21 protein-coding genes are annotated in these 20037 nt (G+C 57.6%); 7 read left to right on the forward strand and 14 right to left on the reverse strand.

Annotation, left to right across the window (positions count from 1 at the left end; translation table 11 throughout):
- Nucleotides 1-64 precede the first annotated feature (64 nt).
- The 6 genes from HNQ50_RS08485 to thrC all read left to right on the forward strand — a co-directional run bounded on the left by HNQ50_RS08485 (nt 65) and on the right by thrC (nt 6020).
- Nucleotides 65-562 (forward strand): DUF3291 domain-containing protein, encoded by a 498-nt coding sequence (locus tag HNQ50_RS08485; protein ID WP_184099547.1) that lies wholly within the window; start codon nt 65-67, stop codon nt 560-562.
- Nucleotides 563-740: 178 nt separating this feature from the next.
- Nucleotides 741-1970: a pyridoxal phosphate-dependent aminotransferase gene (locus HNQ50_RS08490; RefSeq protein ID WP_184099549.1), complete on the forward strand. Its 1230-nt coding sequence runs from the start codon at nt 741-743 to the stop codon at nt 1968-1970.
- Nucleotides 1970-2410 carry a GNAT family N-acetyltransferase gene (locus HNQ50_RS08495; RefSeq protein WP_184099551.1) on the forward strand — a complete coding sequence of 147 codons (441 nt, stop codon included), beginning with the start codon at nt 1970-1972 and terminating at the stop codon, nt 2408-2410. The genes HNQ50_RS08490 and HNQ50_RS08495 overlap by 1 nt, the downstream gene beginning before the upstream one ends.
- On the forward strand, nt 2407-3723 hold the full coding sequence (locus HNQ50_RS08500) for a homoserine dehydrogenase (protein ID WP_184099553.1): 1317 nt from the start codon (nt 2407-2409) through the stop codon (nt 3721-3723). Before HNQ50_RS08495 ends, HNQ50_RS08500 begins: the two co-directional genes overlap by 4 nt.
- On the forward strand, nt 3716-4105 hold the full coding sequence (locus tag HNQ50_RS08505; protein WP_184099555.1) for a hypothetical protein: 390 nt from the start codon (nt 3716-3718) through the stop codon (nt 4103-4105). The genes HNQ50_RS08500 and HNQ50_RS08505 overlap by 8 nt, the downstream gene beginning before the upstream one ends.
- A gap of 505 nt (nt 4106-4610) precedes the next feature.
- The gene (gene thrC, locus HNQ50_RS08510) at nt 4611-6020 is read left to right on the forward strand and encodes a threonine synthase (protein ID WP_184099557.1); all 1410 of its coding nucleotides are present in this window, start codon (nt 4611-4613) and stop codon (nt 6018-6020) included.
- Nucleotides 6021-6489: 469 nt separating this feature from the next.
- On the opposite strand, the gene HNQ50_RS08515 is transcribed toward thrC, so the two are convergent.
- The 9 genes from HNQ50_RS08515 to HNQ50_RS08555 all read right to left on the reverse strand — a co-directional run bounded on the left by HNQ50_RS08515 (nt 6490) and on the right by HNQ50_RS08555 (nt 16203).
- Complete coding sequence (locus tag HNQ50_RS08515; protein ID WP_184099559.1) at nt 6490-7590, reverse strand: ABC transporter ATP-binding protein; 1101 nt, start codon at nt 7588-7590, stop codon at nt 6490-6492.
- A gap of 87 nt (nt 7591-7677) precedes the next feature.
- Entirely contained in the window at nt 7678-8517 is an 840-nt protein-coding gene (locus HNQ50_RS08520; protein ID WP_184099561.1) for a carbohydrate ABC transporter permease, read from the reverse strand.
- Nucleotides 8518-8533: 16 nt separating this feature from the next.
- Entirely contained in the window at nt 8534-9400 is an 867-nt protein-coding gene (locus HNQ50_RS08525) for a carbohydrate ABC transporter permease (protein ID WP_308419143.1), read from the reverse strand.
- A 97-nt stretch (nt 9401-9497) separates the two neighbouring features.
- Nucleotides 9498-10745, reverse strand: a complete 1248-nt coding sequence (locus tag HNQ50_RS08530; protein WP_184099563.1) for an ABC transporter substrate-binding protein — start codon at nt 10743-10745, stop codon at nt 9498-9500.
- 191 nt (nt 10746-10936) lie between these two features.
- The gene (locus tag HNQ50_RS08535) at nt 10937-12190 is read right to left on the reverse strand and encodes an ABC transporter substrate-binding protein (RefSeq protein ID WP_184099565.1); all 1254 of its coding nucleotides are present in this window, start codon (nt 12188-12190) and stop codon (nt 10937-10939) included.
- 519 nt (nt 12191-12709) lie between these two features.
- A complete protein-coding gene (locus HNQ50_RS08540) occupies nt 12710-13456 on the reverse strand; it encodes a GntR family transcriptional regulator (protein WP_184099567.1) in 747 nt (248 codons plus the stop codon).
- A 94-nt stretch (nt 13457-13550) separates the two neighbouring features.
- Nucleotides 13551-14432, reverse strand: coding sequence for a glucosamine kinase nucleotide-binding domain-containing protein (locus tag HNQ50_RS08545; RefSeq protein WP_184099569.1), 882 nt, complete (start codon nt 14430-14432; stop codon nt 13551-13553).
- Between the two features lie 221 nt (nt 14433-14653).
- The gene (locus HNQ50_RS08550) at nt 14654-15382 is read right to left on the reverse strand and encodes a phosphoadenylyl-sulfate reductase (protein ID WP_184099571.1); all 729 of its coding nucleotides are present in this window, start codon (nt 15380-15382) and stop codon (nt 14654-14656) included.
- A 47-nt stretch (nt 15383-15429) separates the two neighbouring features.
- A complete protein-coding gene (locus HNQ50_RS08555; RefSeq protein ID WP_184099573.1) occupies nt 15430-16203 on the reverse strand; it encodes a sulfite exporter TauE/SafE family protein in 774 nt (257 codons plus the stop codon).
- A 132-nt stretch (nt 16204-16335) separates the two neighbouring features.
- Here HNQ50_RS08555 and cysB point away from each other — a divergent pair, with 132 nt between their 5' ends.
- Nucleotides 16336-17286, forward strand: coding sequence for an HTH-type transcriptional regulator CysB (gene cysB, locus HNQ50_RS08560; RefSeq protein ID WP_184099575.1), 951 nt, complete (start codon nt 16336-16338; stop codon nt 17284-17286).
- Nucleotides 17287-17516: 230 nt separating this feature from the next.
- Here cysB and HNQ50_RS08565 read toward each other — a convergent pair whose 3' ends face one another.
- The 5 genes from HNQ50_RS08565 to fdx all read right to left on the reverse strand — a co-directional run bounded on the left by HNQ50_RS08565 (nt 17517) and on the right by fdx (nt 19989).
- Complete coding sequence (locus tag HNQ50_RS08565) at nt 17517-17828, reverse strand: DUF2322 family protein (RefSeq protein WP_184099577.1); 312 nt, start codon at nt 17826-17828, stop codon at nt 17517-17519.
- Between the two features lie 70 nt (nt 17829-17898).
- Complete coding sequence (locus tag HNQ50_RS08570; protein WP_184099579.1) at nt 17899-18867, reverse strand: HD-GYP domain-containing protein; 969 nt, start codon at nt 18865-18867, stop codon at nt 17899-17901.
- 104 nt (nt 18868-18971) lie between these two features.
- On the reverse strand, nt 18972-19163 hold the full coding sequence (gene iscX / locus HNQ50_RS08575; RefSeq protein WP_184099581.1) for a Fe-S cluster assembly protein IscX: 192 nt from the start codon (nt 19161-19163) through the stop codon (nt 18972-18974).
- Nucleotides 19160-19651 carry a YbaK/EbsC family protein gene (locus tag HNQ50_RS08580; RefSeq protein ID WP_184099583.1) on the reverse strand — a complete coding sequence of 164 codons (492 nt, stop codon included), beginning with the start codon at nt 19649-19651 and terminating at the stop codon, nt 19160-19162. The genes iscX and HNQ50_RS08580 overlap by 4 nt, the downstream gene beginning before the upstream one ends.
- On the reverse strand, nt 19651-19989 hold the full coding sequence (gene fdx / locus HNQ50_RS08585) for an ISC system 2Fe-2S type ferredoxin (protein ID WP_184099585.1): 339 nt from the start codon (nt 19987-19989) through the stop codon (nt 19651-19653). The genes HNQ50_RS08580 and fdx overlap by 1 nt, the downstream gene beginning before the upstream one ends.
- Nucleotides 19990-20037: the final 48 nt, after the last annotated feature.

A 20037-nucleotide genomic window follows, 5' to 3' on the forward strand; every position in this document is an offset into this window, starting at 1 on the left:
AGGCCTGATATGTCACTCCGCCTTGCTACACTGCCCCGGCAAGCTTGTTGCAAGGAGACTATTCATGTCGCAATACCAACTGGCACAACTGAATATCGGCATCGCCAAAGCCCCGCTCGACTCACCGATCATGGCGGATTTTGTCGCCGATCTGGACCGGATCAACGCCATCGCTGAGCAAGCGCCCGGCTTTGTCTGGCGCCTGAAAGATGATAACGGCAACCATGCGCTTGATCTGCGCCCGTACGATGCCGATACGCTGGTCAATATGTCGGTCTGGCAAGATATCGACGCCCTGCGCCACTACGTGTACTACACCGCGCACACCCAGATCATGAGCCGCCGCCGTGAGTGGTTTGAGCGCATGAAAGAAGCGTATATGGTGCTGTGGTGGGTTAAAGCCGGCCACATCCCGACAACCCAGGAGGCCAAAGTGCGGCTGGACTGCTTGCGCCAGCATGGCCCAACGGCCTATGCCTTTACCTTCAAGCAAGCCTGGCCCGCCCCTGATGCGCGCGATGAAAATATCACGGCCTACGAGGACACCTGCCCCGCCGCCTGATCGACATCACGCCACCCCGTAGCAGACCGGCGATTGCAAGCCATTGATTATATGGCACAATCGCCTTTTTCACGTGCATGACAAACACAAGTGCGCAAAGCAGTGCAGACGAGCGCCCGCAGAAGCCACATCTTCGCTAGAATACGAGGTTCCCCCGATTTTTTTCCAGGCACTGTTGATGGACGCCATTCTCAAGTCGAACAAACTGTTGAACGTTTGCTATGAAATCCGCGGCCCGGTGCCAGAGAAAGCCCGGCAGATGGAAGAAGAAGGCTATCGCATCATCAAGCTGAACATCGGCAACCTGGCGCCGTTTGGTTTTGAAGCCCCGGAAGAAGTGGTGCAGGACGTCATCCGCAACCTGCCCAATTCGGCCGGTTATGTGGACTCCAAGGGCCTGTTCCCCGCCCGCAAAGCCATCATGCATTACACCCAGGAAAAGGGTATTGCCGATGTCACCGTCGATGACATCTACATTGGCAATGGCGCATCCGAGCTGATTGTGATGTCCATGCAGGGCCTGTTGAACAACGGTGACGAAGTGCTGGTGCCCATGCCGGATTACCCGCTGTGGACCGCCGCCGTGAGCCTGGCCGGTGGCACACCGCGTCACTATCTGTGTGATGACAGCAATGGCTGGTTGCCGTCGCTGGACGACATTCGTGCCAAGATCACCCCGCGCACCCGCGCCATTGTGGTGATCAACCCCAACAACCCCACCGGGGCGCTCTACCCGGATGATCTCTTGAAAGAGATCGTCGAGATTGCCCGCCAGAACAAACTGATCATTTACGCCGACGAGATCTACGACAAGGTCTTGTACGATGGCCGCACGCATACCTCGCTGGCATCGCTGGCGGATGACGTGTTGTTTGTCACCTTCAATGGCCTGTCCAAGAACTACCGGGCCTGCGGCTACCGTGCCGGCTGGATGGTGGTGTCGGGCAACAAGAAGATCGCCAAAGATTACATTGAAGGCCTGAATATTCTGGCCACCATGCGTTTGTGCGCCAACGTGCCGGCGCAATACGCCATCCAGACCGCGCTGGGCGGTTATCAGAGCATCAACGATCTGGTGAAACCAAGCGGTCGCCTGACGCGTCAGCGCGACCTGGCATACGAGATCCTCAACAGTATTCCGGGTGTAACTTGCAACAAGCCGCAAGCGGCCTTGTACATGTTCCCCAAGCTGGACCCGAAAATGTACCCGGTGCAAGACGACCAGCAACTGATTCTGGAACTCTTGCAGGAAGAAAAAGTGCTGATGGTGCAAGGCACCGGCTTTAACTGGCCGCAGCCGGACCACTTCCGCATGACCTTCCTGCCCAATCTGGAAGACCTGGCCGACGCGCTGGGCCGGGTAGAACGATTCCTGGCGGGTTATCGCAAGCGCCACGGTACGGCATAATGCAGATTCTTGAACTGATTGATGAAAACGGCCAGTTTGCCAATGCAGACTGGTTCGCCAAGGCCAAAACAGTTCATGTTCAGTTGCGCCCCAACCTGCCGGAGGATTACACCGGCCGGCTTGCGGTCATTGCGCACAACGGCGGTCGCCTGATCGCCGTTACCCAAAACAATCAGGTCCTCGGCGTGGCGCTATGGCGCATCGTCGAGAACACCTACGAAGGCCGCCGTCTTTACGTGGACGATCTGGTCACCGATGCCAATGTGCGATCCACAGGCGTTGGAAAGAAGATGCTGGACTGGCTTGATACCAAAGCACGCGCACTGGGTTGCGACGTGCTGGCGCTGGATTCCGGCGTGCAGCGTACGCTTGCACATAAATTCTATTTCCGCGAGGGGATGCATATCCCCGCGTTCAACTTCAAGAAGGCGCTGAAATGAGAGCGATTCATGTAGGTCTGTGCGGTGTTGGCACCGTTGGCGGTGGCACTGCCGCCGTATTGAAACGCAATGCAGAAGAGATCGCGCGCCGCGCCGGGCGTCCGATCAAGATCATCATTGCCGCGAACCGTGACCTGGATCGCGCCCGTGAAATGTGCGGCCCGGATGTCGAAATCGTCAGCGATGCGCTCAAGGTGGTGAACCACCCGGACGTGGACATCGTGGTCGAACTGATTGGCGGCACCACGATTGCCAAGGAACTGGTCCTCAAGGCCATTGCCAACGGCAAGCACGTGGTCACGGCCAACAAAAAGCTGATTGCCGAATACGGCAACGAGATTTTCGAGCGCGCCCAGGAAAAAGGCGTGACGGTTGCGTTTGAAGCCGCCGTAGCCGGTGGCATCCCGGTCATCAAGGCCCTGCGCGAAGGCCTGACCGCCAACCGCATTGAATGGATTGCCGGCATCATCAACGGCACCAGCAACTTTATCCTGACCGAAATGCGCGACAAGGGTCTGGCGTTTGCCGATGTACTGGCCGAAGCCCAGCGCCTGGGTTACGCCGAAGCCGACCCGACGTTTGACATTGAAGGCCATGACGCCGGCCACAAGCTCACCATCATGAGCGCCATTGCGTTTGGTATTCCGGTGCAGTTCGACAAGGCTTACCTGGAAGGCATCAGCAAGCTGGACGCTGCGGATATCAAATACGCCGGTGAACTGGGCTACCGCATCAAACTGCTGGGCGTGACCCGTCGCCGCGAAAACGGCATTGAACTGCGCGTGGCGCCGACCCTGATCCCGCACAAGCGCCTGATTGCCAACGTAGATGGCGTCATGAACGCCGTGCTGGTCAAGGGCGACGCCGTGGGCGCCACCATGTATTACGGCCCCGGTGCCGGCGCCGAGCCCACCGCCTCCGCCGTGATTGCCGATCTGGTCGACGTCACTCGCCTGGCCACCGCTGACCCGGAAAACCGCGTACCGCACCTGGCCTTCCAGCCCAGCGCGCTGGCCAATCTGCCGATCCTGCCGATCGACGAAGTGGAAACCTGCTACTACCTGCGCATGGATGCCGAAGACCGTCCGGGCGTGCTGGCCGACGTCTCGCGCATCCTGGCCGACGCCAATATCTCGGTCGAATCCATGCTGCAAAGACCGGCCACCGAGCAAAACGACAGCCGTGCCGACATCATCATTCTGACCCACCAGGCGGTAGAGAAGAATGTGAATGGCGCGCTGACCAAAATTGAAGCGCTGGGCAGCATCAACGGCAAGGTGGTCAAGCTGCGGCTGGAACACCTGAATGGCTAAGCGTCTCACCGGCTGGCTGGTTCTGACCCTGCTGCTGTGTGCCGCAGGGTCGGCCCCTGCGGCAGAGGTGACCGGCGTGCGCGCCACCAATATCTCGGTGATGCGTGCGCAGGCCATCAGCGCCTGCAAACGGCAAAACCTGCCGCAAAACGTGGCAGACCAACTGACCAGACTGCAGGTGTCGTTCGACAAGAATGCGTTCTGTGGCTGCGTCGGCCAGCGTCTGATGAAGGACGCCCGCATCAATGGCCTGATCGCCGGCAAGGAACCCATGCTGGCAGATGACGCGCTGGAACGCGTGCTCAAGGGCAAGGCGGCGGCGGCCGGGTTTAGTTGTCTGGGTGAAGAGATCGACTCAATGGTTGATCAACCGGCGCAGTAAATGGATTGTTGGTAGCCCGCCAATGCAAATTGCCGTTGGCGCTGAAGTTGGGGTTGGGGTTGGGGTTGGGGTTGCTTTTGATTTTCCTCCCCCATTAAAGCCAAGCGCCGAAGAAGGGAGGGAGACCTTAGGCTCCCGACTGACTGAGGGAAGCCCGGAGGGCCGCCAGGCTGGGGTCGCCTTTCTTTGGTTACTTTCTTTGGCGAAGCAAAGAAAGTAACGTGCTCCGGCCACCGCCGGGTTGTAATCCAACGCGCCAAAGGCGCTAACACCTGACAACAATATGAATCAGGTCAGTCCCCCCGGATTCCGCCTTGGGCTCCATCCGGGCTACAACGTAGCACCAGCAAGTATTGCCGCTGGATTCCCGCCTGCGCGGGAATGACGAGTTAGCAGGGTAGCAAACAGAAAGCAACTTGCTACCAGATGCCCTTGGGTATCAAAACACCGCGCCACACGGCGCTAACAAAATTTCGCGCATCGCGCCCTGATACAGGCTTCGATCATGCAATACATCTCCACACGCGGCGGCATGTCGCCCAAGAAATTCTCTGAAATCCTGCTCGGCGGCCTCGCCCCGGACGGCGGTCTGGTCGTGCCAGATCAGTACCCGCAACTCTCCGCTGATGACCTCAAGACCCTGGCCGGCAAGTCATACCCCGATCTGGCCTTTGCCATCATCAGCCGCTTTGTTGATGACATCCCGGCGGCAGACCTCAAAGCCCTGATCGACAAGACCTACACCAAGGCCGCCTTCGGCACGGACGAGATCACTCCGCTTACCCGCCTGGAAGACGACCTCTTTATCCAGCAACTCTCCAACGGCCCTACCCTTGCCTTCAAGGACATGGCCATGCAGTTGCTGGGCAATCTGTTTGAATACGTGCTGAACCGTGCTGGCGAAGAAATCAACATTGTCGGCGCCACCAGTGGCGACACCGGCAGCGCGGCGGAATACGCCATGCGCGGCAAGAAAGGCGTACGTGTATTCATGCTCTCGCCCTACGGCAAAATGAGCCCGTTCCAGCGCGCGCAGATGTTCACCCTGCAAGACGAGAACATCTTCAATATCTCGGTCAACAACATGTTCGACGCCTGCCAGGACATGGTGAAAGCGGTGAACAACGACGCCGCGTTCAAGGCAAAGTACAAGATCGGCGCGGTGAACTCCATCAACTGGGGCCGCGTGGTCGCCCAGGTGGTGTACTACTTCAAGGGCTACTTTGCCGTGGCTAAAGAAGTGGGCGAACCGGTGGATTTCTGCGTACCGTCTGGCAACTTTGGCAATATCTGCGCCGCCCACGTCGCCCGCCAGATGGGCCTGCCCATCCGCAACCTGGTGGTCGCCACCAACGAAAACGACGTGCTCGACGAATTCTTCAAGACCGGCGGTTATCACCCGCGTGGGCTGGACCAAACGTATGAGACCTCCAGCCCGTCCATGGACATCACCAAGGCCTCCAACCTGGAACGCTTTGTGTTTGACCTGACCGGCCGTGACGGCGCCAAACTGGCCGCGCTGTGGCACACCGTCGAGAAGGCCAAGGGCTTTGACCTCTCGCCGGCCGACTTTGCCCGCATGCACGACGAGTACGGTTTCCGCTCTGACCGCAGCACCCATGCCGACCGCATCAACAGTATCCGCGAAGTATTCAATACCTACGGCGTACAGATCGATCCACATACCGCCGACGGCTACCACGCCGCCAAAGCACACCGTCAGGCCGGCGTGAAAATGGTCATCATGGAAACCGCCCTGCCCGCCAAGTTTGAGGCCACCATGCAAGAGGCCCTGGGCAGCAAACCCACCATGCCCGCCGCCGTGGCAGACCTGGAAAAGCTGCCACAGCGCTTTGATGTGATGGATTCAGACGTGCAGACACTGAAAGACTACGTGGCGGCACGCGCCGGTTAACCACCCACCGCTAATCCGCTTCCAAAACGGCCATGTAAACCATGGCCGTTTTGTTTATACGTGACGCAAAGCACCCGATCGCCAGGTTTCAGACAAAGCCCCCAAGTCGACACCCACTTGCGAGATCAAGCAAGTCGCCACAGCTCCCCCTGCATCACAACCTTCGTTCAGCTTCGATTTTTTGCGGCATATGAATTTTTATAAAATTCAATTAGTTACGATTAGCCCTGAAAAATGAAGTCAACCGGCATAAGTCGAAGCTAACTCACTGACCATGCTATCCTTTACCCCGTATGTCTCCAGTTCACCGCCGTGCAGGCGGTTTAGAAGGGCGACAGATGCCGCTGGCGCATCTTCCAGTCGTTCACCGCCGTGCAGGCGGTTTGCTCAGCACCACGGCTTCTCTCCATAAAACAAAAAAACCCGCCAGACCGGCGGGTTTTTTTGTTTACTGCAAACAGCGCACCAATCAGCAAGTACGTTTGAATGCGAGACCTTGTTCGTTGAAGACCAGGGTGGACTTCTCCGGAAACACGAGGCGAACCGAAGCGCCGCGCTTGAGTTCCGGATGGTTGCCCGGCAGCTTCACGCACAGGATTTCATTCACGCCAGCCACTTCTACGTAGGCCAGTACGATGTCACCCAGATGCTCGATCAGGTCGATGCGGGCCGGTACGCCCTCTTCGCCTTCCAGCTTCAGTTGAACGTGTTCCGGACGAATACCCAGGGTGACCTTGTCGCCCACCTTGCCGGCGTTGGCATTGACGGCGGCGCGCACGGTAATGCCCTTGGGCAGACGCACCACGGCGGCGTCGGCTTCCAGGCTCACCAGTTGTGCCTCCAGCAGGTTCATCTTGGGCGAGCCCAGGAAGCCGGCTACAAACAGGTTGGACGGGTGTTCGTACAGCTCCAGCGGCGAGCCCACTTGCTGAATCACACCGGCGTTCAGCACGACGATGCGGTCAGCCAGGGTCATGGCTTCCACCTGATCGTGCGTCACGTAGATCATGGTGGTCTTCAGATCGTTGTGCAGCTTGGAGAGCTCAACGCGCATGTTCAGACGCAGCGCAGCATCCAGGTTGGAGAGCGGTTCGTCGAACAGGAAGACTTCCGGCTCACGCACGATGGCGCGACCGATAGCCACACGCTGACGCTGACCACCCGAGAGGGCCTTGGGTTTGCGTTCCAGCAGGTGAGTGATCTGCAGAATATTGGCGGCGCGCTGGACGCGGCGGTCGATATCTTCTTTGGATTCGCCAGACAACTTGAGCGAGAACGCCATGTTGTCGTACACGCTCATGTGCGGGTACAGGGCGTAAGACTGGAACACCATGGCGATACCGCGCTTGGAGGCGTGGATGTCATTGGCAATGGTGTCGCCAATCATGAGGTCGCCAGAGGTAATGTCTTCCAGGCCGGCAATCATGCGCAGCAGGGTAGATTTACCGCAGCCGGACGGGCCCACAAACACGACAAACTCGCCATTTTTGATCTCAAGGTCTACACCCTTGATCACTTGAACGTCTTTGCCGTAGGTCTTTTGAATATTTTTGAGCGTAACCGAAGCCATTTATTCGATTCCTTTAAATCTTTTGTTCTGAGTCTGCCTGAATGACGGGATTCTGTCCCGTCATCCTGTGAGCGAGAGGCAGCCCGATTATTTCACTGCGCCATCCAGACCGCTGACAAAGTAGCGCTGGGTAAAGGCGAAGAAAATCAGTACCGGAATGATCGTCATCACGATCGCGGCCATCACCAGACTGGTCGAAGTCGCAAACGGGCCGGTCAAGTCATTGAACACACCGACGGCCAGCGGCAGTTTCTCTTTCGAGTTCAGCACAATCGACGGCCACAGGTAGTCGTTCCATTCATTAACCAGCGTGAAGATGGCCAGCGCGGCAATCGACGGTGCGCATACCGGCACCATGATCCGCCACATGATCTGCAACTCGGTCGCGCCATCCACACGGGCGGCATCGATCAGGTCTTGCGGGACTGCTTCAAAAGCCTGGCGCATCAGGAAGATACCAAATGCACCGGCAATGTTGGGCAGAATCGCACCCGTCATGGTGTTCAGGAGGCCCAAGTGCTTCATGGTGATGAAGTTAGGGACCAGCGCCACTTCAGACGGCAGCATCATGGTGGCAATGATGGCCACAAAGATGAAATTACGACCGGCAAACTTCAGACGGGCCAGCGGGTAACCTGCCAGCACCGACACCACGGTCACGCCCACGACAGTCCAGAACGACATCAAGGCAGAGTTGCCCAGATAAGTCATGAACGGCATTTCGTGGAACACACGGATGAACCAGCCAAAGCTGGGGTCCGTTGGCCAGAACGCCCGCGGGAAGATCCAGATATTGGATGCGTCTTGCGAGAGGCCTACCGAGAGAGCCCAGATAAACGGAAAAGCAGTGAAAATCGCAAACAGGACGAGGCCGGCGTAATGCAGTGTGCGGCCAATGACTGTGCGAGCGGTTTTGCCAAGCGCCATGTTATGTCTCCCCGGCTTATTTCTTGTCGTCGCCGAACAGGCGGAACTGGATCGCTGCAAGCACCACGCAGATCAACGTCACCACTACACCTGCAGCCGCAGCACGGCCGAAGTTGTAGTTGCGGAAGGCCTGGTCATACACATAGAACAGCGCGGTATAGGTATCGGCCTGACCCTTGGTCAGCACGATCACTTCCAGATACACCTTGATGGCGGCAATGGTACTGAGGAGCGTACACAAGAGAATGGTCGGCTTGACCATCGGTACGGTGATTTTCCAGAAGCGCTGGAATGCGTTGGCACCGTCCAGAATGGCAGCCTCTTCCACTTCGGAAGGAATGGCTTGCAGACCGGCAAGATACAGCACCATGTAATAACCAATCCCTTTCCAGAAGGTAAAGATCATCAGCATGTAGAGCGCAATGGACGGCTCGCCCAGCCAGTTCACCTGATCATGCAGCAGCCCGAGGCTTTGCAGCAGCCAGGTCAGCACGCCATCGTACTTGTAGACGTTGGCCCACACGACGCCCGCAATGGAAATCGAGGTGATAACCGGGATATAGAACAAGGCGCGGAACAAGGTCATGCCCGGCAGCTTGTTGTTCACCATTTTGGCCACGATAAGCGCTGCCAACTGGATCACCGGCACAATCAAGAGATAAAGCGCAGAGTTCTTGAGGGCGTTCCAGAACAGCTCTTCGTGAGCAATGTATTTGAAGTTTGCGAAATTGTTCCAGGTGGATGAACCATCTGCAATGCTGTAGTCCTGGAACGCGAGGTAGGTGTTATAGCCGACAGGCCAGAACGTCAGGACACCCATCAGGATCAAGGCCGGAGCCAGGAACAGATAGGCAATCGTGGTGTAACTGTTTGAAGTCTTCACGACGCAACTCGACTGTGTCTTTATTTTTTTATCTAACGGACTGAAACGGGACTGCCCGGGGGCAGTCCCGCTCAGGAACTTCACTACTTCAGACTGCTTACTTCTTCAGCTTTTCGTTCCAGGCAGCGACAGCTTCGTCCAGAGCGGCCTTGACCGGCTTGCGGCCTTCAACAGCGTCCTGGATTTCGTCTTGCAGCTTCTTGGTCATGGCAGCTTCATCCGGCAGCACGCCCGGCGGGATGGTCAGAGTGCGTGCGTTGTCCATGGACGCGGCAGCAGCAGCACGGCCAGCTTCAACCGGATCGGCGCTCTTGGCACCAGCCTGGAAGTACGGATCCAGGTTGCCCTTCTTGGTGGACGGGAAGGTGGTTTCGGTTGCCTTGGAGAAGCCAACTTGCTGTGCATCGTTGGTCAGGAACACGCCCAGCTTACCGGCAGCTGCCGGGTCCTTGGTGCCCTTCGGAATCACGAAGTCCATCAGCCATGCGCCGAAGGCCATCTTGCCGGCGTCAACCGGGAACTTGGCCACACCAGTCTTGGCGTAGATGTCTTTTGCGTCGGTTTCAGTACGCTTCAGAGCTTGCGGCGCGGTCGTCATCATGGCGATCTTGCCGGAGTTGTATGCAGCGATTTCCTGCTCGAACTCAACCTTGAACACGTCCTTCGGCATTACGCCAGCTTTGTACAGGTCAGCAAACTTTTGTACGAAAGCGACGTGCTTCGGGCTGTTGAACACGGCCTTGCCGTTTTCAACAACAGGCAGGCCAGCATAGTAGAACCAGCCCACAAAGTTGCCCAGCTTCGGTGCGTAAGCCGGAACACCAGTCTTGGCGGTGATTTGCTTGCCGTCATTGACGAATTCGTCAAAGTTCTTCGGCGCAGCCTTCACACCGGCCTTGGCCAGGATGTCCTTGTTGTAGGCAATGATGGACACGGAGTTGTACCACGGGAAGGCGTAAACCTTACCGTTAACAGTCACGTCCTTGATTGCGCCAACAGAGTAGTTGTTCTTGGCGGCACCCATGTAGGTGTCTACCGGCAGGATGTTGCCTTGTGCGGCAAAATCATGCACCCAGGGCACGTTGAAGTTCACCAGGGCCGGCGGGTTGCCAGCAGCGATGGAAGCGATCAGCTTGGGCTGGATCTGATCCCAGTTCATGTCAACCCACTTGGCGGTCAGGCCAGGGTTGGCTTTGTTGAAATCAGCAACGGACTTGTTGAAGTAATCGTTGAATTTCGGAGCCAGGTTCATGGTCCAGAATTCAAGTTCAGTATCAGCTTGTGCGTAAACAGAAGCAAAACCGAATACCACTGCGCCAACGGCCAACATCTTCTTGAGCTTCATCTTGTCTTCCTCTTGGAGTTATCGACAAATACGCCAGGAATCTTTTCCTTGCGGTACACCACACTTGATCCGGCGTGTGCCCACCAGACCATGCGGATTTCAGCACGCTGCGGGAGTGTAACAGATTACCCACAGCGCAAATTCTGTTCTCACAATTGTCAATTGTGAATTACACCTAATCCACCAACGCCTTATTTGGCGCCAAGTTTGCTGTTCCAGAATGCGACAGCTTCATCCAGCGCTTGCTTGACCGGCTTGCGCCCGGAGATCGCTTCTTCCAGTTCGTCTTGCAGCTTTTTATTCATGGCCGCTTCATCCGGCAGGCCGGTCACGGTCAGCGTGCGGGCATCGCGAATGGCCAGTGCGGCCACGGCGCGGCCGTGCTCAATCGGGTCTGCAGACTGGGCGCCACTCTGGAAATAACTGTCGTTCACCGCTTTGCGAGTCGACGGGAAGGTGGTTTCAGTGGCCTTGGAGAACGCCAGCTGATTGGCATCATTGGTCAGAAACTGACCCAGCTTGATGGCCGCATCCGCATGCTTTGAGCCTTGCGGGACGGACCAGAAAAAGAGGTAGCCACCAAAGGGTGTATTGCCGGCAGACACCGGAAACGAAGACGTCACGGTCTGGGCGTAAATGGGTTTGGCGTCGGTTTGCGTGCGTTTGAGCGCTTGCGGCGAGGTGGTCATCATGGCGATCTTGCCAGAGTCATACGCTGCAATTTCCTGCTCGAACTCCATCTTGAAGACGTCTTTGGGGATGGCGCCGTCTTTCCAGGCTTGCGCAAAACGCTCCACAAACTTCACGTGTTCCGGGCTGTTGAACACGGCTTTGCCATTCTGGATCACCGGCAGGCCCTGATACATGAACCAGCTGGAGAACTCCTGGACTTTGGGGGCAAACCCGGCAACGCCTGTTTTGTCCTTGATCTGCTTTGAGTACGCAAAGAGTTCATCCAGCGACTTGGGGGCAGATTTGATGCCGGCCTTGTCGAAGATGCCTTTGTTGTAAGCAATGATGGACACCGAGTTGTACCACGGCAGGCCGTAGACCTTGCCCTTGTAGGTCACGTCTTTGAGCGCGGCATCGGTATACATGCCCTTGAAGCTGGCGATCTTGCCATCCAGTGGCAGCAACAGGCCCTTCTGGGCGTATTCCGCAGCCCAGGGCACCGGCAGATTCACCAGGTCAGGCGCGTTACCGGCGGCCAGTGCGGCGACAAAACGGGGCTGGAAGGCATCCCAGTCCACATCCGACCACACGGCTTCAATATCAGGATTGGCGGCGTTAAAGCGCGCGGTGAGATCTTTCATCACCGCATCAAATTTGGGCGACAGGCTATTGGACCAGAACTGGACCTTTACTTTGTCAGCCGCACCAGCAGAAAGCGACGTGAGGACGCAGCTTGCGGCGACAAGGGTCAGAACGGACTGCCTGAACTTCATCTTGATTCCTCATCCTCTATTCAAACTGGTGTCATGGGCACTGGCCGCAAGCGGTCAGTACATGCATGGAACACAGAAATAGCGAAAGGAATCTGAACCGAAAAAAAGGCGTGATACTACTGACGGCCGTGCGCGCACCTTCTCCCGGGCTGCACACGACGTAGCGCAGCCTGGCTGCACCCGCCAAAAATACCTGTCTTGCTTTCGTTTCCCAGGGAGTACCGTCCAGTGAGCGGCCACTTCCCCATCCTCATGCGTCCGGTCGTTGCCGGTTATTTCTGGTTCCTGGCCGGCTGTTTTTTGCGCCTGGCCATGCCGCCTCGTGTCTCGAGGCTTTGGCAGATTACAACAATTTATCAATACGGTGAATCACTTCGAAGCCTGCCACTCTCTGGGGCCCCTGCGTCGGGGCTTGCCGGATGAACGGTTAGATTCTCATATTTTGTAGTTAATTACACCTACGTAAAACACCTGACTACAGCAAACACCTTAAGCAAAAGCCCCAAGGCCGCGGAAACACTACACTTGCCGATGCAATTCGACCACAAAGTCGTAGTAGTCACTGCGAAACCAGGAGTGTGTCAATTCCACCGGCAAGCCGCTTTCCAGATAGCCCACACGCACCAAATGCAACATGGCCTGCCCTTCTGGAATGTCTGCAAGGCTTGCCAGGCGGGCATTTGCGTTCACTGCAGCAATATTCTGTATCGCTCTTACAACACCTAGCCTGGCGTTCTGCATGTATTCATACAACGAGTCGCCAATTTTGAGCGGATCGGCCACCAGATGATGCGGCAAAGCGGTCTCTTCAACCGCCATCACCACGTCGTTGGCAGTCCGGACCCGCAATAACCGCGAGACGCGTGCGTTGGGCGCCAGGTTCAACCGCATCAACTCTTCGGCCGAGGCCGGCGCCACTTCGCGCTTGAGCCAGCGGCTGCCCGGCACAAAGCCGCGCTGCTTGAGCATTTCAGACAAGTTGGTCAGGCGTGAGAGCGGCTGCTCCAGTTTGGGCGTAATGAAGGTACCGGCGCCCTGACGGCGCACGATCATGCCTTGCTCGTACAACAGATCGAGCGCCTTGCGTGCAGTCACGCGCGACAGGCCCAGCACTTCACAGAATGTCCGTTCAGACGGCAGCGGGTCTTCCGCTTTCCAGAACCCCGCGTGGATGGCCGCCGCCAGTTTGTGACTCAGTTGCAGATACAACGGCGTGGCGCTGTCCGCTTCGGGCTTGAGAAACAACAGCTTTTGCTGCTGATCCATGATCCTGCACTCCCCAGATTGGCAAGGCCCTGTACGGGCCGGTCAACAATGCCTGGCGGCGGGTCCGTGTGGCCCGCCGCGCGCTACCAGACACTCAGGCTGTTACCGCCTTATGGATCAGAATCAACGCACCGGCACATGAATCGCCTTGTGCCCGTGTGGTACTCGCCAGGAAGGCTGCCGGAATATACGGACGCATGGCCTCAGACAGACCCCCACCGCAAATGGCAATCGGCAAGGTCGGCGCGCTGGCGCGCAGGGCTGCACCAATGATTTCGACCTCGCGGCCGGCGTCTTCCAGAAAACCACGGGCTACGGCGTCGGTCCCGGCGAATTGCACGATGATGGGCGAGAGCGAGGCGCACTCACCCTGCTTCATCTTGCCCATCCATTCAAAAATCTTTTCTTTGGTATCGCCGACCACGGCAAACAGCGCGCGACCAAAGTCGGTCATGGGCTGGCGCCCATCAAACAGGCGCTGTACGTGGTTAATGGCTTTCAGGCCCAGATACGCGCCGGAACCTTCGTCGGACGTGGGAAAGCCCCAGCCGCCCACCTCGATACGCTGGCCATCCGGCAACCAGGCTTCACCAATCGAACCTGTCCCGATGGCGATGATGCCGCCATGCTGACCGTGGTGGGCGCCCAGCAAGGTGGAGAAACCATCGGTCTCGACGATGATGCGGGCAAAGCCCGGATTTTTGGCTTCAAACTCAGCCGCCCAGGCGCGGTTGTGCACACCGGACAAACCAAAGCCGACCGCGCATTGGGCAAAGTCAGGCGCACTGATCCCCAGCGCGGCAAAACCGCTGCGGATGGTGGCGACGATATTGTCCCAGGCTTTGTCGATACCTTGTTGCAGTGCCGATGCCCCCCCTTCGGCGCGCGTCAGCTCCTTGCCGTCCAGCCCGGAAATACAGATGCGCGTGCCCGTGCCGCCGCCATCAACCCCAATCAGGTATTGAATGCCACTCATGTTCGAATCCTTTCCTCTGTCCTGAACCGGTGCTCAGGTTTTTGTTTCATGTTTTCTTTTTGTCATCACACACTTGGTGCAATGCAGCATTGCCATAGCCAGAACGACAATGCCGCCATAATGATGGCGGCATTGTAAGAATCAGGCAACGAGTCTGGTCAGTACGTTGCGAATCGATCAGCGATCCGCCAGTGATTCTTCGGCGCTCAATCAGTAATCAATCAGCGTTGAACCGAAGAAACAAACGAGATTGCACTCACCTCGCCGCCCTCTTTCACGTGCAGACCGCACTCTTTGTTTTCCGGGTTTTCCCACCACCAGCGGCCAGCGCGCACGTCTTCACCCATGGCGATGGCGCGGGTACAGGGTGCGCAACCAATAGACGGGTAGTGACGGTCGTGCAGCTTGTTGTAGGGCACATCGTTGGCCTTGATATAAGCCCAGACGTCTTTCTCGGTCCACTCGATCAAGGGGTTGAATTTCTCCAGCCCGTTGCCCGCATCGTATTCCTGGTTGCCCAGATCGGTCCGCGTAGGCGATTGCTCGCGGCGCAGGCCGGTAACCCAGGCTTTTTTGCCGGACAGCGCACGCTGCAACGGCTCGATCTTGCGGATGTGACAACAGGATTTGCGCAGATCAACAGAGTCGTAAAAACCATTAACGCCGTTGTCCTTCACGTAGTTTTCCACCGCTGCCGCATTGGGGAAGAACACCTGCACGGCGTGATCCGGATAACGCTGGCGCACGGTCTGCATCAGCTCATAGGTTTCTTCGGGCAGGCGACCGGTATCCAGGCTGAATGCGGCAATCCCGATGTTGTGGCGCGCAATCAGATCGGTCAGCACCATGTCTTCTGCGCCAAACGAGTTGGCAAACACGGCCGGCGAATAGTCAGCGGCAATGCGCTTGAGCAGTGCCAGGGTATCGGCAATCTTGCTGTCGAGATCCATCTATAACTCCGGATGCGATGAATTCAGAAAAAAGGAAAACCAGAAAATCAAAAGACTAATTTGCTGCCGACCAGCGCCAGCATCAAGGCCAGCAAGGGGCGCAACAAGCGATCGGGCAGACGGCCGGACAATTGGCTGCCCAGATAAATACCCGGCAAAGAACCAATCAGCAGAAAGCCCAGAATGCCCCAGTCCAGATTGCCCAGACCGGCGTGACCCAGCCCCGCGACCAATGTCAGCGGCACCGCATGGGCGATCTCGGTGCCGACAAGGCGGGACGTGGGGATCAACGGGTAAAGCAGAAACAGCGCAATGGTCCCCAGAGCGCCTGCGCCAATGGACGACAGCGTTACGATCACGCCCAGCACTAGCCCGACGATGACGGTGATGATGCGGCGGGTGTTGGAATCGGCTTTGAGTGTCATTTCGCCGGAGAAGGTCACGCGCTGGATCAAGGGCTTGGCCAGGATCGCCACTGCCGTCAGCAGCAACGCAATGCCCAGCATATGTTTGATCAAGCCGTTGATGACCGCCTGATCTGCCTGCGAGCGATGCAGAAACATCACGGTAACCAGCGCCGCCGGCACACTGCCCAGCGCCAGCCAGCCGGTGATTTTCCAGTCGATATTGCGATTGCGGTGGTGAACCCACACCCCGCCGGATTTGGTAATGGCGGCATACAACAAATCCGTGCCCACTGCGGTGGCCGGATTGATACCAAAAAACAACAGGATCGGCGTCATCAAGGAGCCGCCGCCCACGCCGGTCATGCCGACGATAAATCCGACCAACAGGCCGGAAACAATGAAACCCACTGCCATTGATACATCCCTTTATTGAGGGATGAGCAAGCTGTGTTTTCCCCCGGAACTGGCGATCATATCATTGGGTTTATAATGCTATAGACTGTTATGTTAAGATTTTAGAATGCGTGGTTATTTATTAGGAAGGCCATGAAATTACAGCAATTGCGGTACCTGGTTGAAGTTTCCAAGCAAGGACTCAACGTCTCTGAAGCGGCCGAGAAGCTGCACACGTCGCAGCCCGGAATCTCTAAACAGATCCGCTTGCTTGAAGACGAACTGGGCGTGCAGATTTTTATCCGCAACGGCAAGCGCGTGGTCGATGTGACCGCACCGGGCCGGGAGATTCTGCATATTGCCGAACGCATTTTGATGCAGGCGCAGAACCTCAAGCGGATTGGTGAAGAGTTTGTGAATGTGGAAGGCGGTAGCCTGACGATTGCCACCACGCACACCCAGGCCCGCTACGCCCTGCCCAAGACCATCAAGGCGTTCCTGTCGCGCTATCCCAAGGTACGGCTATCGATCAAGCAAGGCAGCCCGACCCAGATCAGTGAAATGGTCGTCGAGGGTGAGGCCGATATTGCCATTGCCACGGAAGGCATCGACCACTATCCGGAACTGGCCATGCTGCCGTGCTACGAGTGGAACCGTTCCATTGTCGTGCCGGAAGGCCACCCGCTGGCCGCGCTGGACCGTAAAGTGGGGCTGGACGATGTCGCCGCCTACCCGCTGGTTACTTATGACTTTGCCTTTACCGGCCGCTCCCTGATCAACCGTGCCTTTGAAAAACAGGGCCTGACGCCAAATGTCGTGCTGACCGCCATCGACTCGGACGTGATCAAGACGTATGTCACCCTGGGCCTGGGCGTGGGTATTCTGGCGACGATGGCGTTTGAGCCGGAACGGGATCGTGGCCTGGTGGCGCTGGATGCCGGCCACTTGTTTGAACCTTCCACCACCCGTATTGGCGTGCGTCGTGATGCCTACTTGCGTGGCTATGCCTTTGACTTCATTGAACTCTTCTCGCCCCACCTGACCCGTGATGTGGTGCAGGGCTCCTTGTTGATGAGTGAGCCGGAGCCGGAAGAAGAAGAGTGATTGCATCCGTGCGATGACCGCCAAAACAAAAAGGCCAGCAAATGCTGGCCTTTTTGTTTGCCCAGGTCGCCAACGCGACCCCGTAGCCCGGATGAAGCGGAGCGAGAATCCGGGGTAGCGATATTGGCAAGAATGGTTATCCAGTCCCGGGGGCGTAACGCGATGGAGATATCGATCTTGCGAACGGCGCAACCCGGATTCCCGCCTTCGGCTTCATCCGGGCTACGACATCACGCCGGCAGCAAGCGCACCGAGAACGGCTGGCCACCTTCGGCCAGGGTCAGCAGACGATCAATATTGGGATGCTTGCCGGGATTGGCGCGGGCATCGACCGTGTGCTCGGCATACAGACGCAAGCCCTTATCGGCCGCTACGCTGTCGATCGCACCAAATTCCTGGTACAGCGCGTGGTAAACCCGCACGCTGCCGGCCTGGCCGGGTTTGTTTTCAAGACGCGCGGCGACGGTTTCACCATCCAGCAGTTCCAGGCCAGCCAGGTGGTCAACGGTAGGCAAACCAGCCAGTACTTCAGCAAATTGCATGAATCAATTCCTGCGTTTTCAGTGGGACAAGATCATCAAAAAAGAACAACGGGAGCGCAGCAGATGGGTACTACAGCCCGGCGGCGGCAGCGCCCCAGACTTGTTCAAACTGCACCCGGCCGATCAGGCTTTCCGGCTCCAGCATTTCGGTAATGGCAAATTGTGGCTTGCTGGTGTCCCGGTCAACCGGCTCCAGCAGCGGCATATCCGCGTCATCAAACAGGGCGGTGACCAGCGGCGCAGCTTCATTGGCGTATTGCTTGACCACACCACTCTCGCCATTGGCCAGGCGCACCACCGCCCCTGGCGGAAACAGACCCAGCGTGTCGCCAAACAAGCGCCCCAGTTTGGCATCCGCCGCACTGCCATGGGCACGCAGCGTACGGAACAGGGCGCTATCAACCACGCTGCCACTACGCCAGGCGGCCTGGGTCAGCATGGCGCAATAACGATCGGCCAGACCAATCAGCCGCGCTTCAAACCGCAGCTCTTCGCCCTGCAACCGTGCGGGATAGCCACCGCCATCCGGCATTTCGTGGTGCTGCAGCACGCAATCGAGCCATAACTGGTCCGACACCCCGAGTTTGCGCAGCATTTCGCGCCCTACCAGCGGGTGACGGTGCATTTCTTCGCGTTGCGCGCTGGTCAGCGGGGTGGATTGTTCAGAGAGCGCCTCTTGCAAGGCGATCATGCCCAGGTTCATGGTCAACGCGGCGCTGACCACCGACTGGCGATCCAGCGGGTTCATGTCGAGGCGCTCACACACCAGATCGACCACCAGCGCGGTATCGACCGAGTGCCGGATGCTGTATTTGCCTTCTTGCGCGTGCAGAATCACCGCCAGCGCGACGTCCGGATTTTGCTCACAGGCCAGCTGCAGTTGCCAGACGATATCCGTCACACGCTGGGTGAAATCACCCTGACCGGGCTGGAGTTGCAACAGGTCATACAGCTTGAAACGGGCGTTGAGCACCAGACTGGCGACAGAACGCGCAGCGCTGGCGGAAGATGTCACGGTGTCGCGTTGCGCGGCAGGCATGTCAGTGGTGAGTCCGTGGTCTGGGTTGATATTGCATTGTAGGGTTCAACCAGACACTCTGGTCAAACCGGGTGCGTTGCAATGAGACAACCCGACAAAAAGGGTCAGACTTCGTCGATCCAGGCCGCTTGAATGGCTTCCAGGATTTTTTCGCCGCAACGGTTGGGTTCGTCGTCAAAATCATCCAGCGCCAACACCCATTCCATCAGTTCGGTAAAGCGGATGGTCTTGGGGTCAATTTCCGGAAAACGGTCGGCCAGTTCAATGGCGATGTCGCGCGAATCAGTCCACTTCATGCTGCACTCTCCTCTTTGATGCGGGCCACGCGGCCGGCGGTCAGCGCCACCAGTTCCTGCGGGGTCAGCCGGAATACGCTATTGGGGGTGCCTGCCGCCGCCCACAGTTCGGGCAAGGCCAGCAGGTCTTCATCAACCAGCACCAGCGGGGTTTCCAGGTGCGCCACCGGGGCAACGCCGCCAATGGCAAAACCGGTTTTCTCACGCACGAAGTCCGCATCGGCGCGGCCAACCTTCTCACCGATCAGCGCCGTCACACTTTTTTCGCAAACGCGGTTGCGGCCGCTGGTCACCACCAGCACCAGGCGGTTGCTCTGGCGCGTTTTCAGAATAATGGATTTGGCAATTTGTGCCACATCACAACCAATCGCCGCCGCTGCATCTGCCGCCGTGCGGGTGGATGCATCAAAGCTGACGATGCGCGCAGCGATACCATGCTGCGTGAGTACGTCTGCCACCCGTTGCTGACTGGCGGACACCTCGGCCATCAGTGGTTTTCCCGGGCATGGTTGATGGTGTACTTGGGAATTTCGACCACCAGGTCGGTTTGCTCCACCAGCGCCTGGCAAGACAAGCGCGATTGCGCGGTCAGGCCCCAGGCTTTGTCCAGCAGGTCGTCTTCCAGCTCGTCACTGGCTTCAAGGCTGTTGAAGCCTTCGCGCACGATGACGTGACAGGTGGTGCAGGCACACGATTTTTCGCAGGCGTGTTCGATCTCGATGTCGTTTTCCAGCAGCGCATCGCAGATCGACGTGCCAGGTTCGGCTTCAATCACCGCACCATCCGGGCACAACATGGGATGAGGCAGTACAACGATTTGAGTCACGTTACAGTCCCTTCGGGTAGCGGATATTCATTCAATGCACGGTTGACG

Origin of the sequence: Silvimonas terrae (genome assembly GCF_014202765.1) — a bacterium.
Taxonomy (GTDB): domain Bacteria; phylum Pseudomonadota; class Gammaproteobacteria; order Burkholderiales; family Chitinibacteraceae; genus Silvimonas; species Silvimonas terrae.

Coding starts and splice junctions, on each gene's coding strand:
- HNQ50_RS08485 (WP_184099547.1), top strand. CDS start 65: ATGTCGCAATACCAACTGGCACAACTGAATATCGGCATCGCCAAAGCC.
- HNQ50_RS08490 (WP_184099549.1), top strand. CDS start 741: ATGGACGCCATTCTCAAGTCGAACAAACTGTTGAACGTTTGCTATGAA.
- HNQ50_RS08495 (WP_184099551.1), top strand. CDS start 1,970: ATGCAGATTCTTGAACTGATTGATGAAAACGGCCAGTTTGCCAATGCA.
- HNQ50_RS08500 (WP_184099553.1), top strand. CDS start 2,407: ATGAGAGCGATTCATGTAGGTCTGTGCGGTGTTGGCACCGTTGGCGGT.
- HNQ50_RS08505 (WP_184099555.1), top strand. CDS start 3,716: ATGGCTAAGCGTCTCACCGGCTGGCTGGTTCTGACCCTGCTGCTGTGT.
- thrC (WP_184099557.1), top strand. CDS start 4,611: ATGCAATACATCTCCACACGCGGCGGCATGTCGCCCAAGAAATTCTCT.
- HNQ50_RS08515 (WP_184099559.1), bottom strand. CDS start 7,590: ATGGCTTCGGTTACGCTCAAAAATATTCAAAAGACCTACGGCAAAGAC.
- HNQ50_RS08520 (WP_184099561.1), bottom strand. CDS start 8,517: ATGGCGCTTGGCAAAACCGCTCGCACAGTCATTGGCCGCACACTGCAT.
- HNQ50_RS08530 (WP_184099563.1), bottom strand. CDS start 10,745: ATGAAGCTCAAGAAGATGTTGGCCGTTGGCGCAGTGGTATTCGGTTTT.
- HNQ50_RS08535 (WP_184099565.1), bottom strand. CDS start 12,190: ATGAAGTTCAGGCAGTCCGTTCTGACCCTTGTCGCCGCAAGCTGCGTC.
- HNQ50_RS08540 (WP_184099567.1), bottom strand. CDS start 13,456: ATGGATCAGCAGCAAAAGCTGTTGTTTCTCAAGCCCGAAGCGGACAGC.
- HNQ50_RS08545 (WP_184099569.1), bottom strand. CDS start 14,432: ATGAGTGGCATTCAATACCTGATTGGGGTTGATGGCGGCGGCACGGGC.
- HNQ50_RS08550 (WP_184099571.1), bottom strand. CDS start 15,382: ATGGATCTCGACAGCAAGATTGCCGATACCCTGGCACTGCTCAAGCGC.
- HNQ50_RS08555 (WP_184099573.1), bottom strand. CDS start 16,203: ATGGCAGTGGGTTTCATTGTTTCCGGCCTGTTGGTCGGATTTATCGTC.
- cysB (WP_184099575.1), top strand. CDS start 16,336: ATGAAATTACAGCAATTGCGGTACCTGGTTGAAGTTTCCAAGCAAGGA.
- HNQ50_RS08565 (WP_184099577.1), bottom strand. CDS start 17,828: ATGCAATTTGCTGAAGTACTGGCTGGTTTGCCTACCGTTGACCACCTG.
- HNQ50_RS08570 (WP_184099579.1), bottom strand. CDS start 18,867: ATGCCTGCCGCGCAACGCGACACCGTGACATCTTCCGCCAGCGCTGCG.
- iscX (WP_184099581.1), bottom strand. CDS start 19,163: ATGAAGTGGACTGATTCGCGCGACATCGCCATTGAACTGGCCGACCGT.
- HNQ50_RS08580 (WP_184099583.1), bottom strand. CDS start 19,651: ATGGCCGAGGTGTCCGCCAGTCAGCAACGGGTGGCAGACGTACTCACG.